21 protein-coding genes and 1 pseudogene are annotated in these 21,538 nt (G+C 51.5%); 3 read left to right on the top strand and 19 right to left on the bottom strand.

Features of this window, described 5'->3' with window-relative positions; translation table 11 throughout:
* Positions 1-68 precede the first annotated feature (68 nt).
* From thiE to H3L98_RS06225, 8 genes and pseudogenes are all read right to left on the bottom strand, one after another.
* Positions 69-719 carry a thiamine phosphate synthase gene (gene thiE, locus H3L98_RS06260; RefSeq protein WP_027021243.1) on the bottom strand — a complete coding sequence of 217 codons (651 nt, stop codon included), beginning with the start codon at positions 717-719 and terminating at the stop codon, positions 69-71.
* Between the two features lie 9 nt (positions 720-728).
* On the bottom strand, positions 729-1,532 hold the full coding sequence (gene thiD / locus H3L98_RS06255) for a bifunctional hydroxymethylpyrimidine kinase/phosphomethylpyrimidine kinase (protein ID WP_027021242.1): 804 nt from the start codon (positions 1,530-1,532) through the stop codon (positions 729-731).
* Positions 1,520-1,918: a diacylglycerol kinase gene (locus H3L98_RS06250; protein WP_169733461.1), complete on the bottom strand. Its 399-nt coding sequence runs from the start codon at positions 1,916-1,918 to the stop codon at positions 1,520-1,522. Before H3L98_RS06250 ends, thiD begins: the two co-directional genes overlap by 13 nt.
* Positions 1,919-1,945: 27 nt before the next feature.
* Positions 1,946-3,037: pseudogene (locus H3L98_RS06245) on the bottom strand (anhydro-N-acetylmuramic acid kinase); the annotation flags it as partial.
* Positions 3,038-3,093: 56 nt separating this feature from the next.
* Positions 3,094-3,780 carry a DedA family protein gene (locus H3L98_RS06240; RefSeq protein WP_027021241.1) on the bottom strand — a complete coding sequence of 229 codons (687 nt, stop codon included), beginning with the start codon at positions 3,778-3,780 and terminating at the stop codon, positions 3,094-3,096.
* Between the two features lie 50 nt (positions 3,781-3,830).
* Positions 3,831-5,165 carry a phosphoglucosamine mutase gene (gene glmM / locus H3L98_RS06235; RefSeq protein WP_027021240.1) on the bottom strand — a complete coding sequence of 445 codons (1,335 nt, stop codon included), beginning with the start codon at positions 5,163-5,165 and terminating at the stop codon, positions 3,831-3,833.
* 155 nt (positions 5,166-5,320) lie between these two features.
* A complete protein-coding gene (locus H3L98_RS06230; protein ID WP_027021239.1) occupies positions 5,321-7,006 on the bottom strand; it encodes a cation acetate symporter in 1,686 nt (561 codons plus the stop codon).
* Positions 7,007-7,012: 6 nt separating this feature from the next.
* A complete protein-coding gene (locus H3L98_RS06225) occupies positions 7,013-7,375 on the bottom strand; it encodes a DUF485 domain-containing protein (RefSeq protein ID WP_051531957.1) in 363 nt (120 codons plus the stop codon).
* A 265-nt stretch (positions 7,376-7,640) separates the two neighbouring features.
* Here H3L98_RS06225 and H3L98_RS06220 point away from each other — a divergent pair, with 265 nt between their 5' ends.
* Genes H3L98_RS06220 through H3L98_RS06210 form a run of 3 tightly spaced genes read left to right on the top strand, consistent with a single transcriptional unit; the run spans position 7,641 to position 9,766 of the window.
* Complete coding sequence (locus tag H3L98_RS06220) at positions 7,641-8,522, top strand: LysR family transcriptional regulator (protein ID WP_027021237.1); 882 nt, start codon at positions 7,641-7,643, stop codon at positions 8,520-8,522.
* 51 nt (positions 8,523-8,573) lie between these two features.
* On the top strand, positions 8,574-9,053 hold the full coding sequence (locus H3L98_RS06215) for an S-ribosylhomocysteine lyase (RefSeq protein WP_027021236.1): 480 nt from the start codon (positions 8,574-8,576) through the stop codon (positions 9,051-9,053).
* Entirely contained in the window at positions 9,050-9,766 is a 717-nt protein-coding gene (locus H3L98_RS06210; protein WP_027021235.1) for a 5'-methylthioadenosine/adenosylhomocysteine nucleosidase, read from the top strand. Before H3L98_RS06215 ends, H3L98_RS06210 begins: the two co-directional genes overlap by 4 nt.
* 13 nt (positions 9,767-9,779) lie before the next feature.
* Here the strand turns inward: H3L98_RS06210 and ribD are convergent, their stop codons facing one another.
* The 11 genes from ribD to prmA all read right to left on the bottom strand — a co-directional run bounded on the left by ribD (position 9,780) and on the right by prmA (position 21,458).
* The gene (gene ribD / locus H3L98_RS06205) at positions 9,780-10,898 is read right to left on the bottom strand and encodes a bifunctional diaminohydroxyphosphoribosylaminopyrimidine deaminase/5-amino-6-(5-phosphoribosylamino)uracil reductase RibD (RefSeq protein ID WP_027021234.1); all 1,119 of its coding nucleotides are present in this window, start codon (positions 10,896-10,898) and stop codon (positions 9,780-9,782) included.
* A 71-nt stretch (positions 10,899-10,969) separates the two neighbouring features.
* Positions 10,970-11,614, bottom strand: a complete 645-nt coding sequence (locus tag H3L98_RS06200) for a hypothetical protein (RefSeq protein ID WP_027021233.1) — start codon at positions 11,612-11,614, stop codon at positions 10,970-10,972.
* A gap of 231 nt (positions 11,615-11,845) precedes the next feature.
* Positions 11,846-12,301 (bottom strand): chemotaxis protein CheX, encoded by a 456-nt coding sequence (locus tag H3L98_RS06195; protein ID WP_027021232.1) that lies wholly within the window; start codon positions 12,299-12,301, stop codon positions 11,846-11,848.
* A gap of 14 nt (positions 12,302-12,315) precedes the next feature.
* Positions 12,316-12,678, bottom strand: a complete 363-nt coding sequence (locus tag H3L98_RS06190) for a response regulator (protein ID WP_027021231.1) — start codon at positions 12,676-12,678, stop codon at positions 12,316-12,318.
* A gap of 20 nt (positions 12,679-12,698) precedes the next feature.
* Positions 12,699-14,804, bottom strand: a complete 2,106-nt coding sequence (locus tag H3L98_RS06185) for an ATP-binding protein (protein ID WP_027021230.1) — start codon at positions 14,802-14,804, stop codon at positions 12,699-12,701.
* Between the two features lie 223 nt (positions 14,805-15,027).
* Positions 15,028-16,437 carry a threonine synthase gene (thrC, locus tag H3L98_RS06180; protein ID WP_027021229.1) on the bottom strand — a complete coding sequence of 470 codons (1,410 nt, stop codon included), beginning with the start codon at positions 16,435-16,437 and terminating at the stop codon, positions 15,028-15,030.
* A 25-nt stretch (positions 16,438-16,462) separates the two neighbouring features.
* Complete coding sequence (locus H3L98_RS06175) at positions 16,463-16,831, bottom strand: hypothetical protein (RefSeq protein ID WP_027021228.1); 369 nt, start codon at positions 16,829-16,831, stop codon at positions 16,463-16,465.
* A gap of 79 nt (positions 16,832-16,910) precedes the next feature.
* Complete coding sequence (panC, locus tag H3L98_RS06170; RefSeq protein ID WP_027021227.1) at positions 16,911-17,750, bottom strand: pantoate--beta-alanine ligase; 840 nt, start codon at positions 17,748-17,750, stop codon at positions 16,911-16,913.
* Between the two features lie 19 nt (positions 17,751-17,769).
* Positions 17,770-19,605: a SurA N-terminal domain-containing protein gene (locus tag H3L98_RS06165; protein ID WP_027021226.1), complete on the bottom strand. Its 1,836-nt coding sequence runs from the start codon at positions 19,603-19,605 to the stop codon at positions 17,770-17,772.
* Positions 19,606-19,785: 180 nt separating this feature from the next.
* Positions 19,786-20,547 carry a zinc ribbon domain-containing protein gene (locus H3L98_RS06160; protein ID WP_027021225.1) on the bottom strand — a complete coding sequence of 254 codons (762 nt, stop codon included), beginning with the start codon at positions 20,545-20,547 and terminating at the stop codon, positions 19,786-19,788.
* Between the two features lie 20 nt (positions 20,548-20,567).
* The gene (prmA, locus tag H3L98_RS06155) at positions 20,568-21,458 is read right to left on the bottom strand and encodes a 50S ribosomal protein L11 methyltransferase (protein WP_027021224.1); all 891 of its coding nucleotides are present in this window, start codon (positions 21,456-21,458) and stop codon (positions 20,568-20,570) included.
* Positions 21,459-21,538: the final 80 nt, after the last annotated feature.

Raw genomic sequence — 21,538 nt, 5'->3', positions numbered from 1 at the left:
CAAAAAATAATGCGCCTTTCCTGTTATGCTGGAATGGCGCATGATGCAATCTGATTTATCCAATTGTTTTATAAAAGCTGCCGCACGGCAAGTGCCACATCGTCTGCCGCTGCAATGGCGGAAATCACCGCAATACCGTCTGCCCCCGCACGGCGCAGCAGCGACGCGGTATCGGCTTTAATTCCGCCAATCGCCACCACAGGCGCATTGATGCCTGCAGCGCGTACCTGCTCCACCAAAGCCACGCCCACAGGCGCTTTGGCATCGGGTTTGGATTGGGTGGGGAAAATCGGTCCGACTGCCAAATAATCGGCACAAGCAGCATGAAAACTGCTTTGGGCATTGGCAAACGAATTATTGGAAATTCCCAAGAAAATTTTGCCGCGACACAATGCCGCCGCTTCCTGCAAAGGCATATCCTGCTGACCGATATGCACCCCGTCTGCGCCCCACGCCAACGCAGCGTGTACATCGTTATTCAACACAAACGGCACGGCATAACGGTGGCACAATTCACGACACGCGCCCGCCAAACGGCGAATACGGGCTTCGTCCTGCAAAGCGTGTTGCCCTTTTTCGCGCAATTGGTAACAGCTGATGCCGTTTTGCAATGCCGTTTCCAACACACTCAATAGGTTTTGTTCGGGACTACCCGACAAATGGCGGCAATCCTGCGTACCCGCCACAAAATACAAATTCAAAATCTCTCGTGAAAACATGAATTTTTCCTAATCCTGCAATACCCAATGGTTTAACGGTCCTTGCCCTGCCCCGATGCCTAAAGTTTCGGCGAGGGCGCGGTAAACGCCGTTTTTGGCAATACGGACAGCTGCTGCCACGCTTTGTCCTTTTGCCAACTCTGCGGCGATACAGGCAGCGAAAGTGCAACCTGTGCCGTGGCTGTGGCGGGTGGCGACACGCGGGCGTGTTAGGCTGAAACGGCTGCCGTCTGCCAAAAATATCCAGTCGCAACATTCATCTGTATTGGCGTGTCCGCCTTTGATGACAACATTTTTTGCACCTTTTTCTTGAAAAAATGCGGCGGCGCGGTGGGCGTGGTCTGCGTTTTCCACCCGAATACCGCATAGGGCTTCGGTTTCGGGCAGATTGGGGGTAAACACATCGGTTTGCGGCAGCAGCCGTGCCAACAGCACGGCACGGGCAGAATCGTCCAGCAGCGACACACCGTCTTTGGCTTTCATCACGGGGTCAAGCACCACCTGCCCCATGTCGTGTTGTGCCAAAGCATCGGCAACCGCTTCAATAATCTGTGCCGAAGCCAGCATACCGATTTTGACGGCACGAATGGCAAAATCAGCTGCCACGGCATCGATTTGCGCGGTAACAAACGCTGCATCAACGGGATAAACGGCGTGTACACCCAAGCTGTTTTGCGCGGTTAAAGCGGTAATTGCGCTGGTGCCAAACACGCCGCGCATTTGAAAAGTTTTCAAATCAGCCTGAATACCTGCCCCACCGCCGCTGTCCGAACCCGCAACCGTGAGTGCCTGCGGCGGATTTAAGCCCACCATGCCATCAGCCACAATAATGCCACCATAGTGGTTGCCAGCAATTGCGCGGCAGAACCTGCGTCTTTGGCGCGTTTTGCCAAGGGGTGTTTTTCTAAAGAAATATAATCCACCACCGCTTCAATAGCAGTATTCAGCAATTCCACCGCCAAAGACACAAACGATGCGGCAATCAGCAGCATGCGCACGGGCGTGTCAAAATCAAAGCACCACACCGCCACAAACAACACACTGTGTAATGCCAATAATTGACGGAACGCCGCTTCATGGCGGAACGCTGCCGCCAAACCGTCTTTGGAATACTGCCACGCACCCGCAATCCGCGCGATGCCGCCGCTGCTTTTGAATTCACTAACGGCTTGTTCAGGGGTTTGGGAAGGTTCAGACATGCTTACTTCTACTTTTTTGACAACAGGATACATCGCACCCAACAGCGCGGGCGCACGCGCACCCGTGGCACGGGTTAAATCAATCGCCACGCCTTGGCAATGGCACGCTGCCAGCCACGCAAAAGCGGCGGCTTCCATCTGCTGCGGCAGCAGTTGCAACACATCAGTACGGTGCAAGGCGATTCCCCGTGCCGACAATGCCGCTGCCAACAGGCGCATCAATTCACTGTTTTCCACCCCGCCGCCGCAGGCATACACCGCTTCGGCATCGGGCGCGTAACGGCACACCGCATCGGTAACGGTTTGTGCGGTAAAGTGCAACAGCGTGTGCAATACGTCAAACGGATTTTCGTTGCCGTGCAAATGGCTTTGCAGCCACGCTAGAGAAAACAGTTCGCGCCCCGTGCTTTTGGGCGCAGCTTGTCCAAAATAAGGATGGGCGCACAAGGCTTGCAATAATTCGGGCAACAGCTTGCCTTGCTTGGCTTTTTCGCCGTTGCGGTCGTACGGTTCGCCCCAAATATGCTGCGTCCACGCATCGGCGAGCATATTGCCTGCACCCGTATCAAAACCAAAAGGCGCGGCATCGGGCGCAATGATGCTGATGTTGGCAATACCGCCGATATTCAATAATACGCGGGTGCGTTCCGCCGCAAACAGGGCGTGATGAAACGCAGGCACCAAAGGCGCACCCTGTCCGCCTGCCGCCAAATCTGCGCTGCGTAAATCGCCCACCGTATCGATGCCGCTCAACTGCGCCACCAACGCCCAATCCGCCAACTGCACGCTGTAACCGTGTTCGGGGGCATGGCGCACAGTCTGACCGTGGCAACCCAAAGCGCGAATCTGCTGCGGATGCAAACCGTTTTCGCACAACAGCTTTTCTGCCACTCGTGCATACAGCAATGCCAATTCCCGCGCCAAAACGCGGCTGCGATGCAGTTCGTGTTCTCCGCTGTTTTGCAAATCCAGCAAACGCTGTTTTAAATCATTCGGATAGGCTTCAAAGGTGTGGGCGTGTACGCCACACCAGCGCATACCGTCCATCTGCACCAGTACCGCATCTGCGCCGTCCATGCTGGTGCCAGACATAATGCCGATATAATATTGTTTTGCCATTATCTTTTCCCAAAACAAAAAAGCCGCCGCCACACAGGTGGACGGCAGCCGCTATTTTATTCGGTTTTCATGGCGGAAGTCTTGTCGCTGCGGCGCATTTGGCGGCGCTGACGGCGTTTTTCCAACAAAGCCTGTTTACGCGCCAGCAGGCTGCTGCGTTTGCGCCACCAAAACCACGCCACCGCCGCCACCAGCAATACAATCAACACCATCAGCACGTTTTGAAAACGGTGCACCTGCAACATCAGCCAATCGCGGTTTTCTGCACCAAAATTGCCCAAATACACCCAAATCGGCACGGAAATCAAGGCAGCGATGCCGTCCATTACCAGCCAACGCCAAAACGACACTTTGCCGCTCATGCCCGCCGTTAAAAAAATCGGGCTGCGCAAACCCGGTAAAAAACGGGCGACAAACAAAACATAATTGCCGTATTTATCAAATTTTTCTTGCACTTGGGCATAACGCTTGGGCGGCATCAGCTTGCGTACGGGTTTAAAGCGCAAAATCTGCTCGCCAAAATGCCTGCCCAGCAAAAACATAATGCCGTCGCCCACCAGCACCCCCGCCATGCCCACCACAAACATCAGATGCACATTGGCATAGCCCAAGCCCGAAATCACGCCACCTGCTACCAACGTGATGTCTTCGGGAATCGGCACGCCAAAACCACACACCACCAGCACAAAAAACACGGCGGCATAACCAAAATTTTGAAAAAACGTTTCCAATAAAGCCAGCATAACACTTCACACTTTTCGGCAGACCGCAGCCGCAGTGTCTGCCGTATTTTTTAACAAACCTGCTTGATGGCAGCGGCGATTTTTTCGGCAGCTTGCGCGGCGGCGGCGGCATCGTCGGCTTCCGTCATCACACGCACCACGGGTTCTGTACCCGATTTGCGCAACACCACGCGCCCGCGCCCTTGCAATTCGGCTTCGGCTTCCGCCAATGCTGCCGCAGAGGCCTTTTCCCAATCGGTATCGGGGGCGATACGCACATTAATCAGCGTTTGCGGATAAGGCTGCCAATCCACTGCTTGCGCCAAATCCTGTCCCAATACCCGCAACGCCGCCAATACCTGCAAAGCGGAAATCGTACCGTCGCCAGTATTGTGTTTGTCCATGCACAAAATATGCCCCGAAGCTTCACCGCCCAACAGCCAGCCGCGTTGTTGCAACTGTTCCAACACATAGCGGTCGCCCACTTTGGCGCGGGCAAAGGCAATGCCTTGTTCTTTTAAGGCGTGTTCCATCGCCAGATTGCTCATCACCGTACCCACCACGCCGCCAAAGGGCAAACCTTGTTTGGCACGGGCTTTTGCCAGCACATACACCAGCTTGTCGCCGTCATAAACCACGCCGTTTTTATCCACCATCATCAGGCGGTCGCCATCGCCGTCCAAGGCAATGCCGTAATCGGCATCGTGATTCAACACCGCCGCTTGCAGGGTTTTGGTGTGGGTAGCACCCACTTTGTCATTAATATTAAAGCCGTTGGGCTCGTCGCCGATTTTAACCACTTCCGCACCCAATTCGCGGAACACTTCGGGGGCGCTGTGATAACCTGCACCGTTGGCAGTATCCACCACCAGCTTCAAGCCGTATAAGTCCAAATCGTTGGGAAAAGTGGATTTGCAGAATTCAATATAGCGGTCTTGTGCGCCGTCAATGCGTTTGGCGCGACCGAGACGGTCGGATTCCACCGTGAGCATGGGTTTGTCCATTTCCGCTTCAATGGCGGCTTCCATTTCATCGCTAAGTTTCACGCCGCCTTCGGCAAAAAATTTAATGCCGTTGTCGTGATAGGGATTGTGTGAAGCAGACAGCATCACACCGCCGTCCAAACGGAAAGCGCGGGTCAGATAAGCAATGGCAGGCGTGGGCAGCGGACCTGTTTGAATCACATCCACACCCGCAGCGGTAAAACCCGACACCAGCGCGGTTTCCAGCATATAGCCCGATACGCGGGTGTCTTTGCCGATAATCACTTTGGGTTTGTGGTTTTGGTCGTGGCGAATCAGAGCGCGACCGAAAGCACACGCCAGTTTCATCACAAAATCGGGGGTAATCGGATATTGTCCGACCGTGCCGCGCACGCCGTCCGTACCAAAATATTTTCTGCCCATTGCGCTGTTCCTTGCGGGTGTTACAAACCTGCTATTGTACGGAAAACACAGGGTTTGGACTAGGCAAGGCAACAGAACTTTACATTAAGCCTGCTATCAGGCGCAAAAACGGCGTTGCGGTTACCCGAAACGCCGTTGTCTGTTCAAACTGCCGATTAGTGGTCAGATGCTTCTGCCGCACCAATACCCGTCATCGAACGCACATATTGCGCGTCAAAACCGGCTTTATCCAATTTCGCCTGTTCGGAATTGTCGGTTACCGACACAATCCAAGACACGATAAACGCCAAAGGAATGGTGAAAATGGCAGGGTTTTTGTAGGGGAAGATGGCTTCTTCGTTGTGCAGTACGCTTACCCATACGGTAGGACCCAACACAATCAGCAGCAGCGCACCAATCAAGCCCGCAAAACCGCCCACTACCACACCGCGTGTGGTTAAACCTTTCCAGAACATGCTCAACATCAGCACGGGGAAGTTGGCAGAAGCCGCCACGGCAAACGCCAAGCCCACCATAAACGCCACGTTTTGGTTTTCAAACGCCAAGCCCAACACGATGGACAACACGCCCAATGCCAAAGTTGCCATTTTAGATACGCGCATTTCTTCTTCTTGCGAAGCCTGACCTTTGCGGATAATGGAAGAGTAAATATCGTGGCTCACGGCAGACGCGCCCGACAGGGTCAAACCTGCTACCACCGCCAAAATGGTGGCAAACGCTACGGCGGAAATAAAGCCCAGCAGGAAGTCGCCGCCTACGGCTTTAGACAAATGCACCGCCGCCATATTGGTACCGCCAATCATTTCGTAAACGGTTTTGCCGTCTTTCACAATGGCGTTGAAAAATTCGGGGTTTTTGGTCAGGAAAATAATCGCGCCAAAGCCGATAATAAAGGTCAGCAGGTAGAAGTAGCCGATAAAGCCTGTGGCAACCACCACAGATTTACGCGCTTCGCGGGCATCGGGTACGGTAAAGAAACGCATCAGAATGTGCGGCAAACCCGCCGTACCAAACATCAGTGCCAAGCCCAAAGACAGCGCATCAATCGGATTTTTTACCAATCCACCAGGTGCCATAATGGCTTCGCCTTTTTCATGCACTTGAACAGCCGCTTGGAACATGCCTTCAAAGCTGAAACCATAGGCTTTCAGAATCATAAACGACATAAACGTGGCACCGCCCAACAGCAGCACGGCTTTAATCATTTGTACCCAAGTGGTTGCCAGCATACCGCCAAACAGCACATACGCCACCATCAGCACGCCCACAATCACCACTGCCCACAGGTAATCCATACCAAACAGCAATTGAATCAGCTTGCCTGCGCCCACCACCTGTGCAATCAGGTACAGCATCACTACCAGCAGCGAACCTGTCGCAGCAAACAGGCGCACAGGGGTTTGTTTCAGGCGGTAAGCCGCCACGTCCGAGAAAGTAAACTTACCCAGATTACGCAAACGCTCTGCCACCAAAAACAGTACAATCGGCCAACCTACCAAAAAGCCAGTGGAATAAATCAAACCGTCGTAGCCGCTGGTAAACACCATTGCCGAAATGCCCAAAAACGAAGCTGCAGACATAAAGTCGCCCGCAATCGCCAAGCCGTTTTGAAAGCCTGAAATTCCGCCGCCGGCGGTGTAAAAATCCTTGGCGGATTTATTTTGTGAAGCCGCCCACTTGGTAATCCACAGCGTTGCGCCCACAAAAATAAAAAACATAATAATGGCAGTCCAGTTGGTCGCCTGTTTTTGTACTTCGCCCGTAAAGGCATCGGCATGCGCCGCACCTGCCGCCACTGCCGCTACCGCAGCAAACAGCCCTTGTTTCCATGCTTGAGACATTTCGCCTTACTCCTTTTCGCTGCCGTTACGCATCACTTCCGAAACCACTTCTTGGGTTGCTTTTTCAAACTTGCCGTTGGCAATCGACACATACACCAAAGTAATCACGAAAGAAAACACAATCACAAAAATGCCCGCATAAATGCCCAGCGTGGTCACCCCGCTTTCCGACATTTTTTGTGCAAACAGCTGCGGATTAGTGCCGATAATCCAGATATAGCCCACATACACGGCAAAAATCACCGCCGAAAAGCCCCAGCCCACCAAAGCCTTCTGCTTTGCCATGTTTTGGAATTTCGAGTGTGCCAACACCTGCGCCGCCACACGGGCTTCTTCGCCCGCTTGCGGATTTTGGGTTTGCTGTACCATAAAAAACCTCCTGTCAATTGTTTTTCTGATGTATGCCACACTCTCACAACAGGGAATGTGCCAAGCGCAGGAATGTACAAACATCAGGCTACATTTGCCTAATCTTATTTTTCAATGATTTCTATCAAAAAATCCGATACCTAACACCTGCATAATTGATTTTTATTGGTTTTTTACCATAAAAAACCTTTCCCAAAACATCAAAATATGTTAAAAATACCACCAATTTTCTTTACAAAAACCTTACGCTACGGAGCGTCCCGTCATGGACATGAACCAATTGCGCGCCTTTATTACAGTGGCACACACACAAAACCTTACCCAAGCCGCCGAAAAACTGTTTTTGTCGCAACCTGCCGTTTCCGCACAAATCAAAGCCATCGAAAACGATGTCGGCACGCCCTTGTTCAAACGGGTAAGCAACGGCATGGTGCTTACCCGCGCAGGCGAAGTGCTGCTGCCTGAAGCCGAAGCCCTGCTGCAACACAAACACAAGCTGGAAGCCTTTGCCTGTACCCTGTCGGAAGATTATGTACAAAATGCCCAATTGGGACTGATACACCCCATTGATGCCAACAAAGTTACCGAACTCACCCGCCTGATGATGCACGAACACCCCAATGTGCAACTGCACATCCAATACGGCATGAGCGGCGAAATCCTCAGCCGTATTTTGGCAAAAAAACTGCACGGCGGTTTTTTTCTCGGCACGATTAACCAGCGCAACCTGCAAAGCATTTTTTTGGAAAACATTGCCTATTCATTGATTTGCCCGCAACAGGACGCGCCCCGACTGCTGGCAGACCTACCCAAAAGCCTCAACGATTTCACTTGGGTGGAAATGTCTCACGTTTCAGGCAGTTATAAAAACCTGCAACAGTTCTGGCACCGCCACAAACTGTCGCCGAAAAAACAGATTATTTGCGATTATCCGCAAACCATTATTGATTTGGTGGCAGCAGGCACGGGCTTGGCAATCGTTCCCAAGCACAAAGCGCAAACCGCGCTGGCACAAAAGCGCACCATCGCCATTATTGACGAATTTGAACAACAGCTGCCCTTGAGCTTTATTTATTTGGACGAATACGGGCAAGACCCTTCATTGGTCATGATGCGCCAAAGCATTGAGCGCATTTGGCGCAGCTGATGCCTATCCGCTATAATATTGGTTTTTCCGCTTATTTTTCGGGAGTATCCCATGAACGACATTATCCGCGACAAACGCATGAATGTAGAAAGTTTTAATTTGGACCACACCAAAGTGAAAGCACCCTATGTGCGTTTGGCGTGCGTAACCGACGGCGAACACGGCGACAAAATCTACAAATACGATTTGCGCGTGTGCCAGCCCAACCAAGAACACATGCAAATGCCCGCGCTGCATTCTTTGGAACACCTGATGGCGGAATTGTCGCGCAACCATTCCGACAAAGTGGTGGACATCAGCCCAATGGGTTGCCAAACAGGTTTTTATATCGCGCTGCTGAACCTGCCCGAATACCAAGATGCTTTGGATTTGATTGAAAAAACCTTGCAAGACGTGGTGGCAGCCACGGAAGTGCCTGCCTGCAATGAAGTGCAATGCGGTTGGGCAGCCAGTCACAGCTTGGAAGGCGCACAGGAAATCGCCCGCGGTTTGCTTGCCAAACGTGCGGAATGGACGGAGATTTTTGCATGAGCGCCCTGCCCTTTTCGCCGCAAAGCTTCGGCATTATCGGCGCGATGGAACCCGAAATCCGCCTACTGCAGCAGGCAATGACGCAGGTACACACCCACACCATCGGCAAAACCACGATTTATCAAGGTATGTTAGATGGAAAAAATGTGGCATTGTGTTTGAGCGGCATCGGTAAGGTAAACGCTGCCATCGCCACCACGCTGCTGTGCGAACATTTCACCCCCGACTGCATCATCAACACGGGCAGCGCAGGTGGAATCGGTGCGGGTTTGAGCGTGGGTGATGTGATTATCGGCACGGAAGTGGCGTATCACGATGTGGACGTTACCGCATTTGGTTACGCACACGGTCAAGTGCCGCGTCTGCCTGCACGTTATGCCAGCGAACATGCTTTGATTTACGCCGCCGAAGAAGCGGCACGCCGGCAAAAATCCCTGCATTGCCAACACGGTTTGATTATCAGCGGCGACCAATTTATTCACAGCGATGATACTTTACAAACCATCCGTTCGCATTTTCCGGGTGCAGCCGCATTGGAAATGGAAGCCGCCGCCATCGCCCAAACCTGCTGGCGTTTTGAAAAACCGTTTGTGATTATCCGCTCGATTTCCGATAGCGCCGACGACGGTTCCGAAATCAGTTTTGAAACCTTTTTGGAAACCGCCGCCACCCATTCCGCGCAGTTGGTTCGGCATATTCTCGCCACTTTTTAAGTGATGCAAAACATCAGACACACGGCTGTTCATCAGCCGTGTTTTTACGCAATACCCATTTGATGTCTTTATCCAAAACCTGCACCGACACCGTTTGCCATTCCGCTTCCCGCGTTAGCACATCGGGATTTTGTGCCAGCGTAAACGCGCCGCGTGCCGCGTCGCCCAACAGTTTGGGCGATTGATACACCACCATCTCGTCCACCCAACCGCCTTGCAAAAACGCGGTATTCACCGCCGCGCCCGCTTCCACCAGCAGCTCGCCCACACCACGCGCCGCCAGTTCTGCCAACAATGCACCAATATCCACACACCCTTGATTATCTTTGGCTATTTTAATTATGGAAACATGGGAATAGGCAGCAAAGCGTTCCACATCATCAGACAATGTCGTCACCCAAGTCGGCAAACCGTCTTGCACCAACACACTGTTTTCAGGCAAACGCAAACCGCTGTCCAGCACCACACGCACGGGTTGGCGCAGGGTGTCAAAATCGCGCACGGTCAAACGTGGATTGTCCGCCAACACCGTACCGATGCCCGTCAGCACCGCACAGCTTTCCGCCCGCAATATCTGCACGTCTGCCCGCGCCGCCGCGCCCGTAATCCATTGGCTGCGCCCGTCTGCCAAAGCGGTTTTGCCGTCTAAACTGATGGCGGTTTTGAGACGTACAAACGGGCGTTGGCGTTCCATGCGCGATAAAAAACCACGGTTTAATGCGCGCGCTTCGTCTTCCAGTAAACCAAACGCGGTTTCAATACCCGCTGCCTGCAACATCATCAAGCCCTTACCCGCCACCAAAGGATTGGGGTCGCGCATCGCCGCTACCACCCGCGCCACACCTGCATCCACCAAAGCTTGCGTACACGGCGGAGTACGTCCGTAATGGGCGCAGGGTTCAAGGGTAACATAAGCCGTAGCGCCACGCGCCGCCGCGCCCGCCTGCCGCAAAGCGTGCACTTCGGCATGCGCTTCGCCTGCCCGAACATGAAAGCCCTGTCCCACTACCTGTCCGCCGCGCACCACCACACAACCCACACGCGGATTGGGCGCAGTGGAAAACCGTCCCTGCCACGCCAAATCCAATGCCTGCCGCATATACGCCACATCTGCCTTATTCCAATCAGCCATATTTTATCCCAAAAAATCAAGGCAATCCGAACACTCGTCCGAATTGCCTGTTTATATCAATGAAAAATTATTTAGCTTGCAGAAGCTGCCGAAGCCGCATCAGAAGCCGCTGCTTCTTCCACCACACGCACACTGATGTCGTTCAACACCGCTGCCAAAGCATCGGTAGAAATTTCAGGGCTGGACGCACACACACCATACACCTGCCCGCCTGCCACCAGTGCCGCACAGCTTTCGTTTAAAGGCAGCGCATCGCTGCCGCCGTCCTGACTGAAACGGTAATCCAAACGCGCTTCCGAAACCTGATTAATCTGCAAATCTTTCAAATCTTTATTATTTTCCAAAGCCTTTTTCAGCTTGGCAAAATAATCGGCGGCAGAATGTTTGGACTGTCCGAAATCAGCAGCATACACGGTAATATTATCCGATTCATTGTGTTGCAGCAAAATCAACTGTTCCGCACTCACACCGTCGGGGTGCATATCTTTATCCGCCAATTTATCGGTAAACTCACCTGCGGTTTTCACCGTCAGAGCTTGGTTATTGCTTTTTAATTCCGCCACAGCAGCCTGTTGTGGCGCAGCATCGGTTTGTGAAGCCGCTGCCGCCTGTGAAGCAGGATTATCTTGAGCCTGCCCGCTAGTAGCGGGTTGCTCCCCACATGCCGACAAAGCCAATACGCTTGCCAGCAGTAACACCGTTTTATTCAAATTCATCTTATTCCTTTTCGGTTTGCGAAACCCCGCCCCACGGCGGTCAAATGATATTTTATTCGGCAGCGGCATCATCCCGATGCCCATCAGAGCAGCACACTTACTGATATTGGAGATTATACCCTGATGTATTAAAACATTATCCGATCTGATTATAACAAATCTGCCCTGTTCATACAGCCTTTCCCTGCCGCAGCACACACAGCTGCACGGAAAAACCACAGGTTTCAAAAATTAAGGCTTGCGTAAAGACACCACAATCGCCGCGCTGCGCCCCTTCCAAGTAATCGGAATCACAAACGAACGGTCTTTACGCGGCAGCAGGATTTCATCGGGCGCACCACGCAACACAATCGGCACGGAAATTTCAAATTCCTCGCCAAACTCGCTGCGGGCATTACCGGCAATGGTATTGGCAACTTCACCCACCAAATCAATCATAAACGCTTCACTAACGTCTTTTTCGCCCATCAGCACCAGCAGGCGCTCCAGCAGCTCTTTGGGCGCAGTAAAGTACACAATGCCCTTATTCCGTCCCGAAACGGCAATCACACCGGTAAAATCTTTAGCAGAAGGCACACTGTTTTCAACCAGATACGGCGTTCCCACCACCAATTCTTCCGGATCCATCATCTGATGGAAGTACTTTTGCACACCATCCAGAAAAACCTGTAATTTTTCCTCTTTCATAAATCAACCTTCCATCATTCCATCATCTCGATTAAGGCCTGAACCAATTCGTCATCAGAAAAAGGCTTGCAGATAAAACCGCGCGCGCCAAACTCCAAGGCTTTGATTCCTGTTGCCTTATCCGACAATGCGGAAATCACCAAAATATTTGCTTCTTCATCGGTGGCGCAAATTTGGCGGATACACTCCAAACCGTCCATTTTCGGCATGGTCAAATCCATGGTAACCAAATCAGGGCGGTTACGGCGGTACAACTCCACCGCTTCCGCACCATTATTCGCCATGGCAACCACTTCAAATTCCACTTCTTTGGAACTGCGACCGATACGGTTGCGGATAACATTGGAGTCATCCACAATCATAATGGTTCTAACCATTGTTTATACTCCGAAATTCCTCAAGCGGCTTTTTTGGGAAACGTAAAAGTAAAGCGCGTATAAGCTCCCGCCGAAGTGGAAATATTGATTTTACCGCCAATGGCATTCACACGGTCTTTAATCACATCCAAACCTACACCGCGTCCCGCATCGCCTGTGGCTTTTGCCACAGTAGAAAAACCCGAACTGAACATCAGCATCAGCAATTCTTTGGTGCTTAACGAAGCGGCACGCTCGGCAGAATATTTACCCAATTCCACCGCTTTGGCACGAATGGCATCATAATCAATACCGTTACCGTCATCTTCCAAACTCAAGACAAAGTTACTTTCGGTTTCGCGCAAACTCATGCGCACATGCCCCGCTTCCAGCTTGCGTTTGGCTTGGCGCACCGCAGGCACTTCAATACCGTGCACCACCGCATTGCGTAACAGCTGCACCGCAATTTCGTGAATGGTAGTGCGTAATTGCTCGTCTTCCACTTCAGGAATACCCGAATAAACAAAATCCACCAGTTTGTTATTGCGCTCTGCCACATCAGAAGCCAAACGCCCGTAATAATCTGACATTTTAGACTTGCACGCTGCTTGCGGAACAGGAATCGGCTCACTGTTACCCAAACGATTAACCAAATCTTCAATGGTTTGGGTCAGGTTCATCAATTCTTCCAAATGCACCGCCAAGCCCAAAAAGTTCTCACCTGAAAGCGAACTTTGCGCCTGCAGTTTTTTCAATTCATTTTCAATATTTTCTGCAATTACGGTAAAACCGTGCAAATTCAAAGCATAGGCTTCACCTTTTAAACTGTGCGCTTCGCGGAAAATATGGTCAATTTTGTTACGCAGCTCTGCCTGACGTTCGCCTGGTGTTTTTAAGGTATTGTTGATACTAATATTATGTTTTTGTGTATTGCGGATAAAATCGTCAATCATCTGACGGTCGGAACGCAAAATGGTACTCAACATTTCCAGTTGCAAATCATTTTGTTCGCGCTCTTCCTCAATTTTGCGTTCCAGCAATACCGCATCGGTTACATCGGATACGTTTACCAAAATCCGCGAAATTTCACCATCATGATATACACGGTTGAATTTAAAATCCAAATAACGCTCAATGGTATTATTGTTGCGGTCGGTAACGGTCATTGCCTGACGGGTAAGCGGATTCAAGCTGCCAATCAAACGTTCTTTTACACGCGGATTATACAACTGTCCGATAAAACCGTGAGTGGTGTTCAAATCTTCTTGGGAAATCATATTACCCAATACTTCCACCAAGTTACGCCCTGCCAACTGGCTTTGACCAATCAGGTTTTCCAGTTCTCTGGAATATTGCGAACCGATGTTTAAGTCTTTGTCCAACAGGAACAAACCCGTGCTGACGGTATTCATGATTTCATCGGTTTCCTTACGCGCAGCATTTACCCGCGCATCGGAATCACGCAAACGGTTCAAAAAGTAAAATACGAATACCAAGAAATAGCCCAAGGCAATCACTACACCTGCGGTTTGAATCCAACCCAACCATGCGGTACGGCTGGAAATTTTATTGTTTAGTGAAGTGAGTACACCGTTAATATTGGTTTGCAGCTTTTCATTGATGTTTTGCGCACTCATTACCGACAAGTCCAAGCTGGACGAATCCGCCAGCGGGGAAGTGGCTTCTGCCAAATACGTATCTATTTGACGTGCTAAAGGTTCCCAATCGCTTTTAAACTGCTGCAAACGCTGACTGTTGCCGTCTTCGGTAAGCGGCGAGAGGGCGTATTTTCCGCCTTCATTCTCAATGTCCCCACCTTCCAGCAAAGCATTCAGATGGTTGGTCAAATCGTTTTTGTTTTCTTTAACCAGTTTTAAGGCATGCTGAATATGCGGGCTATTCGGGTCTTCGCCATAGCTCAATTTCAGGTTAAACAGGTTTTGGGTAATGGTTTGTATATCGCGGTTTACATGCTCGGCAGTCAGTTGTGCCAAGGTGTAGCTGCGGATTTTTGCAGACAGCCAAATAGAACCCACCATCAGCATGGCAATCAATGTTAAAAACACTGCCACCGACCAAATCAGACCCCGATAGCGCGAAGAAGTGTTTTTTCCTTGCAGCACCGATATGTTTTTTATAGAAGCCATCAGCAAATTTCCCCCAGCTTGAATAATTAAATAAGCAATCACGTTGCCATGCAACCATGCAACCAATCCACCAACACAAAACCCGTCAATTTTTGCCGAATTTTGCCATAACGAATCTTAATGCCAAATGCCGCAATTGTAAATCTGCCACATCATATTTTCCTACGGGAACAAAAACGCCGATATACCGTTATATCAGCGTTTTTCCCATATAAAACAGCAATCAAGATGCCTTTTCGCGGATAATTTTTTTCACTTCGGCGGCATCGCAGGCAATATCGCGCACGGTTTGCGGACGCGATTCCAAATCCGCCAAGCCTTGCGGACGCGGCACATTTACCTGCCCTACCGCTTCAGCAATGGTTTCCTCAAACTTGGCAGCCAACGCGGTTTCCAAGCACACCACGGTTTCGCCCGCTTCGCGCAAGGCGCGCGCCACTTTTACCCCGTCTGCCGTGTGCGGGTCCAATAATTCGCCGTCTTGTTCATATACGGCACGAATGGTTGCCAAACGGTCGGCGTGCAGGCTTTTGCCCGACACAAAACCGTATTTTTCGCGGATTTGCGGCAGTTTATTGCTTAAATCGAAACCTTGTGCCGAATTCAGCTCTCCCCACAAACCACGCACCGCTTCCGCATCGCGCCCCAACAGGTCAAACACAAAACGTTCAAAATTAGACGCTTTGGAAATATCCATAGACGGGCTGGAAGTGATATAAGTGTTTGCCGTAGTGCGCGGACGGTATTCGCCGCTGCGGAAAAACTGGTCCAACACATCGTTTTCGTTGGTTGCCACCATCAAACGCTGAATCGGCAAACCCATTTGCTTGGCAACGTGTCCCGCACAAATATTGCCGAAATTACCGCTGGGTACACAAAAGCTCACCTGTTCGCCATTGTGTTCCGTAGCACGGAAATAGCCGTAAAAATAATATACTACCTGCGCGACAATCCGTCCCCAGTTAATGCTGTTTACCGTGCTGATGGCATATTGCTGCTTAAACGACGCATCGTTTTGTACCGCTTTTACCAAGTCCTGACAATCGTCAAACGAACCTTCCACGGCAATATTGACAATGTTTTCATCTTGCAGGCTGTACATCTGCGCCCGCTGAAACGCGCTCATGCGTCCTTTGGGGGAAAGCATAAACACATTAATGCCTTTTTTACCGCGCAAAGCGTATTCCGCCGCTGAACCCGTGTCGCCGCTGGTTGCACCCAAAATATTAATTTTTTGGTTCTTTTTCGCCAACACATATTCAAAAGCATTGCCCAAAAACTGCATCGCCATGTCTTTAAACGCCAAAGTCGGACCATTGGACAAGGCTTGAATTTTGATGCCGTCGCTCAAAGTACGCACAGGCGTGATTTCAGGCGTGGCAAAGGTTTCGGCGTGGTAGGTGCGCTTGAGCAAATCGTGCAAATCTTCGGCAGGAATATCATCGGCAAACAGGCTGATGATTTCAAAAGCCAAATTGTGATAACTCAAATTACGCCAGTTGCCCAGCTGGATAGGGCTGATTTGCGGATAATGTTCGGGCATCATCAAACCGCCGTCTGGTGCCAAACCCATTAACAGCACATCGCTGAACGCTTGCGGCGCAACACCGCCACGGGTGCTGATATACTTCATGCTTTTTCCTTCTTAACAGCCAATATTATTTTGAATACAAACGCTTAAAGCAGGCACTCACGGTTTTGGCGGTCACGTCTGCCGCCACTTGGGTGCGCCCTTCTTCGGTCAGCAAGCGGGGGAAATCGGCGGCGGAAATCTGTTTCGGCACTTCTTCGCTGGCGCAACCGCAGATTTTGTTTTCCCATTCCTGCTGGGTTTGCGCCGACATCGCCAAGGCAATCAAACGCCATTCATTGCGCTGTTGAAGCTCTGCAACACATTGGTTCTGTACAAACATTTTTACCAATCCCATGCCTGTACCGCCCACATCCACACCACCTGCATTCATGCCCGCGCCGCTGCAGCCGCCCAATGCCAACGCCGCTGCCAAAACACACATTGTTTTTTTCATTGCTTTTTCCTTAAGGGATAAATAGTTACATTTTTGCTGATTTTGCCGTTACCGGTTCAACACCGAAACAGCAGGCAAGCTAAACCGCGATTTCCAATTCAATATTGTCAATCAAACGGGTATTGCCCAAACGCGCCGCTGCCAACACCACCAAACGTGGTGTGCCAACACGGGCAATGTTTAAGGTATCGGCTTCACGGATTTCCACATAATCCACCGTCCAACCGTGTTGCTGCAATTGCGCGGCGGCTTCGCGTTCCAAAGCAGCATAATCCCGCGCACCCTCACGCAGCGCAGCGGCAGTTTCGCTCAACACGCGATACAGGCGCGGCGCTTCGGCACGTTCGCTGCTGCTTAAATAGCGGTTGCGGCTGGACAACGCCAAACCGTCTTCGGCGCGACCCGTGTCCACGCGCACCACTTGCACGGGCATATTCAAATCGCGCACCATGCCTTCAATAATCATCAGTTGCTGATAATCTTTTTTGCCAAAGCACGCTACATCGGGCATCACAATGTGAAACAGCTTTGCCACCACCGTTGCCACGCCGCGAAAATGCCCAGGGCGAAACGCACCGCATAATTCATTTTGCAGATTGGGCGGTTCTACCTGATATTGCTGGGAAACCTGCGGATAGAGTTCGCTTTCGTCAGGCGCAAACAACACCGTTACGCCCGCATCGCGTAACTTGGCAGCGTCTTCTTCCAAAGTGCGCGGATAACGGTCAAAATCTTCGCCCTGCCCAAACTGCAAACGGTTGACAAAAATACTGACCACCACATTCGGGGCTTCCTGCGCGGCACGTTCTACCAATGCCAAATGCCCTTCGTGCAGATTGCCCATGGTTGGCACAAACGCCGTTTTTCCCGCTTGTTCACGCCATTCGCGCAAACGGGCAATGGTACGGATAATTTCCATATTATTGTTTATCCTAAACTTATTCGCTATCAGACAGCTTTTCCGCACCCTGACGACTTTTCACGGTGCTGTTCAAGCTATTGATATACGCCTGCAAACGCGCTTCGCCCTGTGCCTGCATCAACACATTGCGCACCATTGCCGACATATCGGGGCTTAATTTGGGCGCGGTAATACTTTGAACTTCCACAATTTCAGGCACACCTGCACGTTCAATCAGCGCATAAGCGGATTTGCCCTGACGCGGTATCGCGCTCATCAACTCGCGGTAAGCTTGCGGCGGCAGCTGCTGCGCCAATTGTGCCGGCTCAACGGTTTGCACGGGCGACCACACCATTTCAGCAGATTTGCCTGCCTGCAATTGTGCCAACAGCTTTTTGGCTTCTTCTTTCGCCAAACGCACCGCTTCGGAACGCACCCAATCTTCTTTAACTTGTTCTTTTACCGTATCAAAACTTTGCGCGGTTTCGGCACGGGTTTCTACTGCACGCACCACCCACGCTTCGCCGTTGGCGCTGATGACTTCAGAATTCATTTTTTTATCAAACACATCGCCCACAAACAAGGCTTCCACCACCGCAGCGGGCACACCTGCGCCGTTGGCATCAGCACGGGTAAACCATTGTTCGCGCTTCTGAATATTTAAGCCCAATTTATCGGCAGCGGTTTTCAGCTCGTTGGGATGCGCGAACGCCAATTCGCCCAATTCTTCGCGCATTTTGGCAAAGGCTTGTTGGGCTTTGCGTTCTTTAACGGATTTTTCGGCAGCAGCACGGCGGGCATCATCATTGCCTTCTTCGCTTAAATCGGTAACTTTAACAATATGATAGCCAAATTTGCTTTCCAACACGCCGCTGACTTCGCCTTTTGCCAAGGCAAACGCGGCATCTTCCACCGCTTTACTGTCTTCGCCCAAGCCGTTACGCGCCACTTCGCCCAAATCGCCACCTTGTGCGGCAGTGCCTTCATCTTGCGAATGTTTTTTCGCCAATTCCGCAAAATTATCTGGGTTTGCTTTGGCTTCAGCAGCGATTTTTTCGGCTTCCGCTTTGGCTTGTGCTTTGTCTTTGCCTTCGGTGCTAATCAGAATATGCGACAAACGCCGTTTGGGAATGCTTTGGGTTTCGCTTTGCACGAGGGCTTGTTTTAATTCGCTTTCTTCTACTTTTTGCTTTTCTGCCAAATCTTTGGGCGACAACACCACATATTCAAACTTAACTGCTTGTGCCAGCATATAGTTTTTCTTGTTGGCATCGTAAAACTTTTTCAAAGCGGCATCATCGGTTTTTACGCGCTGGGCAAAAGCGGCGGGATTCATGCCTGCGCTGCGCAGGGTGCGCGTGGCGGCTTGGGTGTTCAACAGCGTTTGCACCTGTGCATCTGACACGGGGTAATTATTCAATACCGCCATCATATTGAGTACAGTCAGGTTATCGCGCTGCTCGCTCATAAATTGCTCTTCGCTAATGTGGCGACCTGCCAAATAGCTTTGAAACAGTGCGGGGTCAAATTTTTTGTCGGCATTGTGAAATTCGGGATTATCGACAATCATTTGTTTGATTTGGCTGTCGGATGCAGTTAAACCCAAGCTGCGCGCGCCTTCCAACAGATAAGCGCGGGAAACCAAGGTTTGAAAAACGGTTTCGCGTGCTGCGCCGTTGCCGCCTGCTTGGGCGGTCATCTGCACGGCTTCGTCCACTTGGCGGCGGGTAATGGCTTGGTCGCCGATTTGGACGATGTATTGGTCGTTGCGCGGGGTTTCAAAACCCACCAGTCCGAATCCGACAAATGAAATACCGATTGCGCCCAGCAAAATTTGCGCGGGCAGACGGTATTTGTCCATTGCTTTAAACATGTATGTGTCCGTAAAAATAATCTGAAAACAAACGCGGTATTGTAACCTGTTTTGCTGCGGCATTGGCAGGCAAAGCGAAAAAACCGCTGCGACAGCAGGCTGGCGCAACGGTGTGGAATCTTGCCAAGGCTTGGGGGCGCGTGTCCGCCGCATCTGCCGATTGGCAAGGGGTCTAACGGTTTACAAGAACATCAGGTTCACATAAACCAATTGCAAAATCAGCACCAAAAACGCCACCATGGTTGCCACCACCCAGTTCAGTTCCGTGCCGGGCGACACGGAAGCGGGCATTTGTACTGCCATTTGTGGGGGCGCAGCGGGGCTGTTTTCGGGGGCTGTCAGCGTGGTACTGCTGTTTTGCCCGTCGCCCACCAGCGTAAACACCAAACTGCCTGTATGAATGGTGATGTTGTTTTGCTGCTGCTCGCCATTGCTGGGGCGCAAAGCAGGCGGATTTGCTGTGCCTTCTTCAGCAGGGGGATTGACCGATACCTGCGGAATTTGGATATTGGCGTTTTGCGGGTCTAACAAATTAAAGGCAAACGGCTGCTGTCCCACATCGGCAAACGGCGGACGTGGCGGTTTGTCTTGGGCTTTGGGTATACGGTAGTTGGGACGCTGCTGCGCGGATTTTTTCTTTTTCGGCTGCGGTGCGACCTCTTTGGCAGCAGGACGCTCGGCGCTGGGCCAGTCGTCGTTGGGCCAAACGGGGTCGGCATGGGGCGCAGGCGGAACATCGCTCATGCTGCCCACTTCGCTAAACACAGGGCGCGGCGGCACTTCGGTGCGTGGTTTAGTGGCTTGGTTTTTGCTTTTTTTCACCAATCGGAAAATATGCTGGCATTCGCGGCACACCACCCGCCCTTGCGTTTCGCGCAGCTTGGGTTCGGGAATCTGCAAAGGCGATTTGCAGCTGGGACAATTAACTTTAATTATGCTCATAATGTGTTTGCTCGGGTTAATCAGGCACGCTTGGTGCCGCTGAGACAAGCCCAGCCTTGTTCGTAAACGGGGGCATTCATATCAAACCATTGCGCGTACAATGCGCTCAGTTCTTCAACCTGCCCTTCTAAAATTCCAGATAAAACAATACGCCCGCCGCTGCGGGTACGCGCTGCCAACATCTGCGCCAGCATCCGCAGCGTGTTGGACAGAATATTTGCCAATACCACATCAAACTGACCGCCTTCAGGCAAATCGGCATCGGCACAAAACAGGGCATCAACCTGATTTTGTTCGGCATTTGCCTGAGCTGCTGCGACTGCCTGCGGGTCAATATCCACGCCTGTGGCAGCGCCTGCGCCCAATTTCAGCGCGGCAATCGCCAAAATGCCCGAACCGCAACCGTAATCCAGCACCGTTTCGCCATCGCGCAAATGGTCGTCCAGCCAGCGCAGGCACAATTGTGTGGTGGGGTGACTGCCCGTGCCAAATGCGACCCCAGGGTCCAAACGCAATTCCGCCACTGCCCCACCCTGTGCCTCGTGCCAAGTGGGGGTAATCCGCAATCGTGGCGAAATCTCAATCGGCTCAAACTGAGCCTGTGTCAGCCGCACCCAGTCTTGGTCTGCCACGCTGGTCAACTCAAAATCCAAATCCGCTGCACCGACAGACTGCGCCGCCGCCGCCACTGCCGCTTTTACATCATCATGTTCGGCAAACAGCACGGTCAGCACACTTTGCTGCCACACCCGCTGCTGCATACCGGGTTCGCCAAAAATCGGCTCTTCGGCATCCGTGCCTGCGGCGGCATCTTCAATAGAAACAGACAAAGCCCCCTGTTCCATCAGCGCGTCCGACAACACTTCCGCCAAACGCTCTTCAACGGGGATACTGGCTTGCAGATAAGGCATAATCTTCTGAAAAACGGCATCATTACAAACCCAAGCAGTTTAACATTATTCTGCGCAAGATTAAAACGGATTCTGCCCGC

The sequence above is a fragment of the Conchiformibius steedae genome (assembly GCF_014054725.1).
In the GTDB taxonomy this organism is placed as follows: domain Bacteria; phylum Pseudomonadota; class Gammaproteobacteria; order Burkholderiales; family Neisseriaceae; genus Conchiformibius; species Conchiformibius steedae.
The sequence above is the reverse complement of the archived record's forward strand: the minus strand, read 5'-3'. Positions and strand labels throughout refer to the sequence as shown.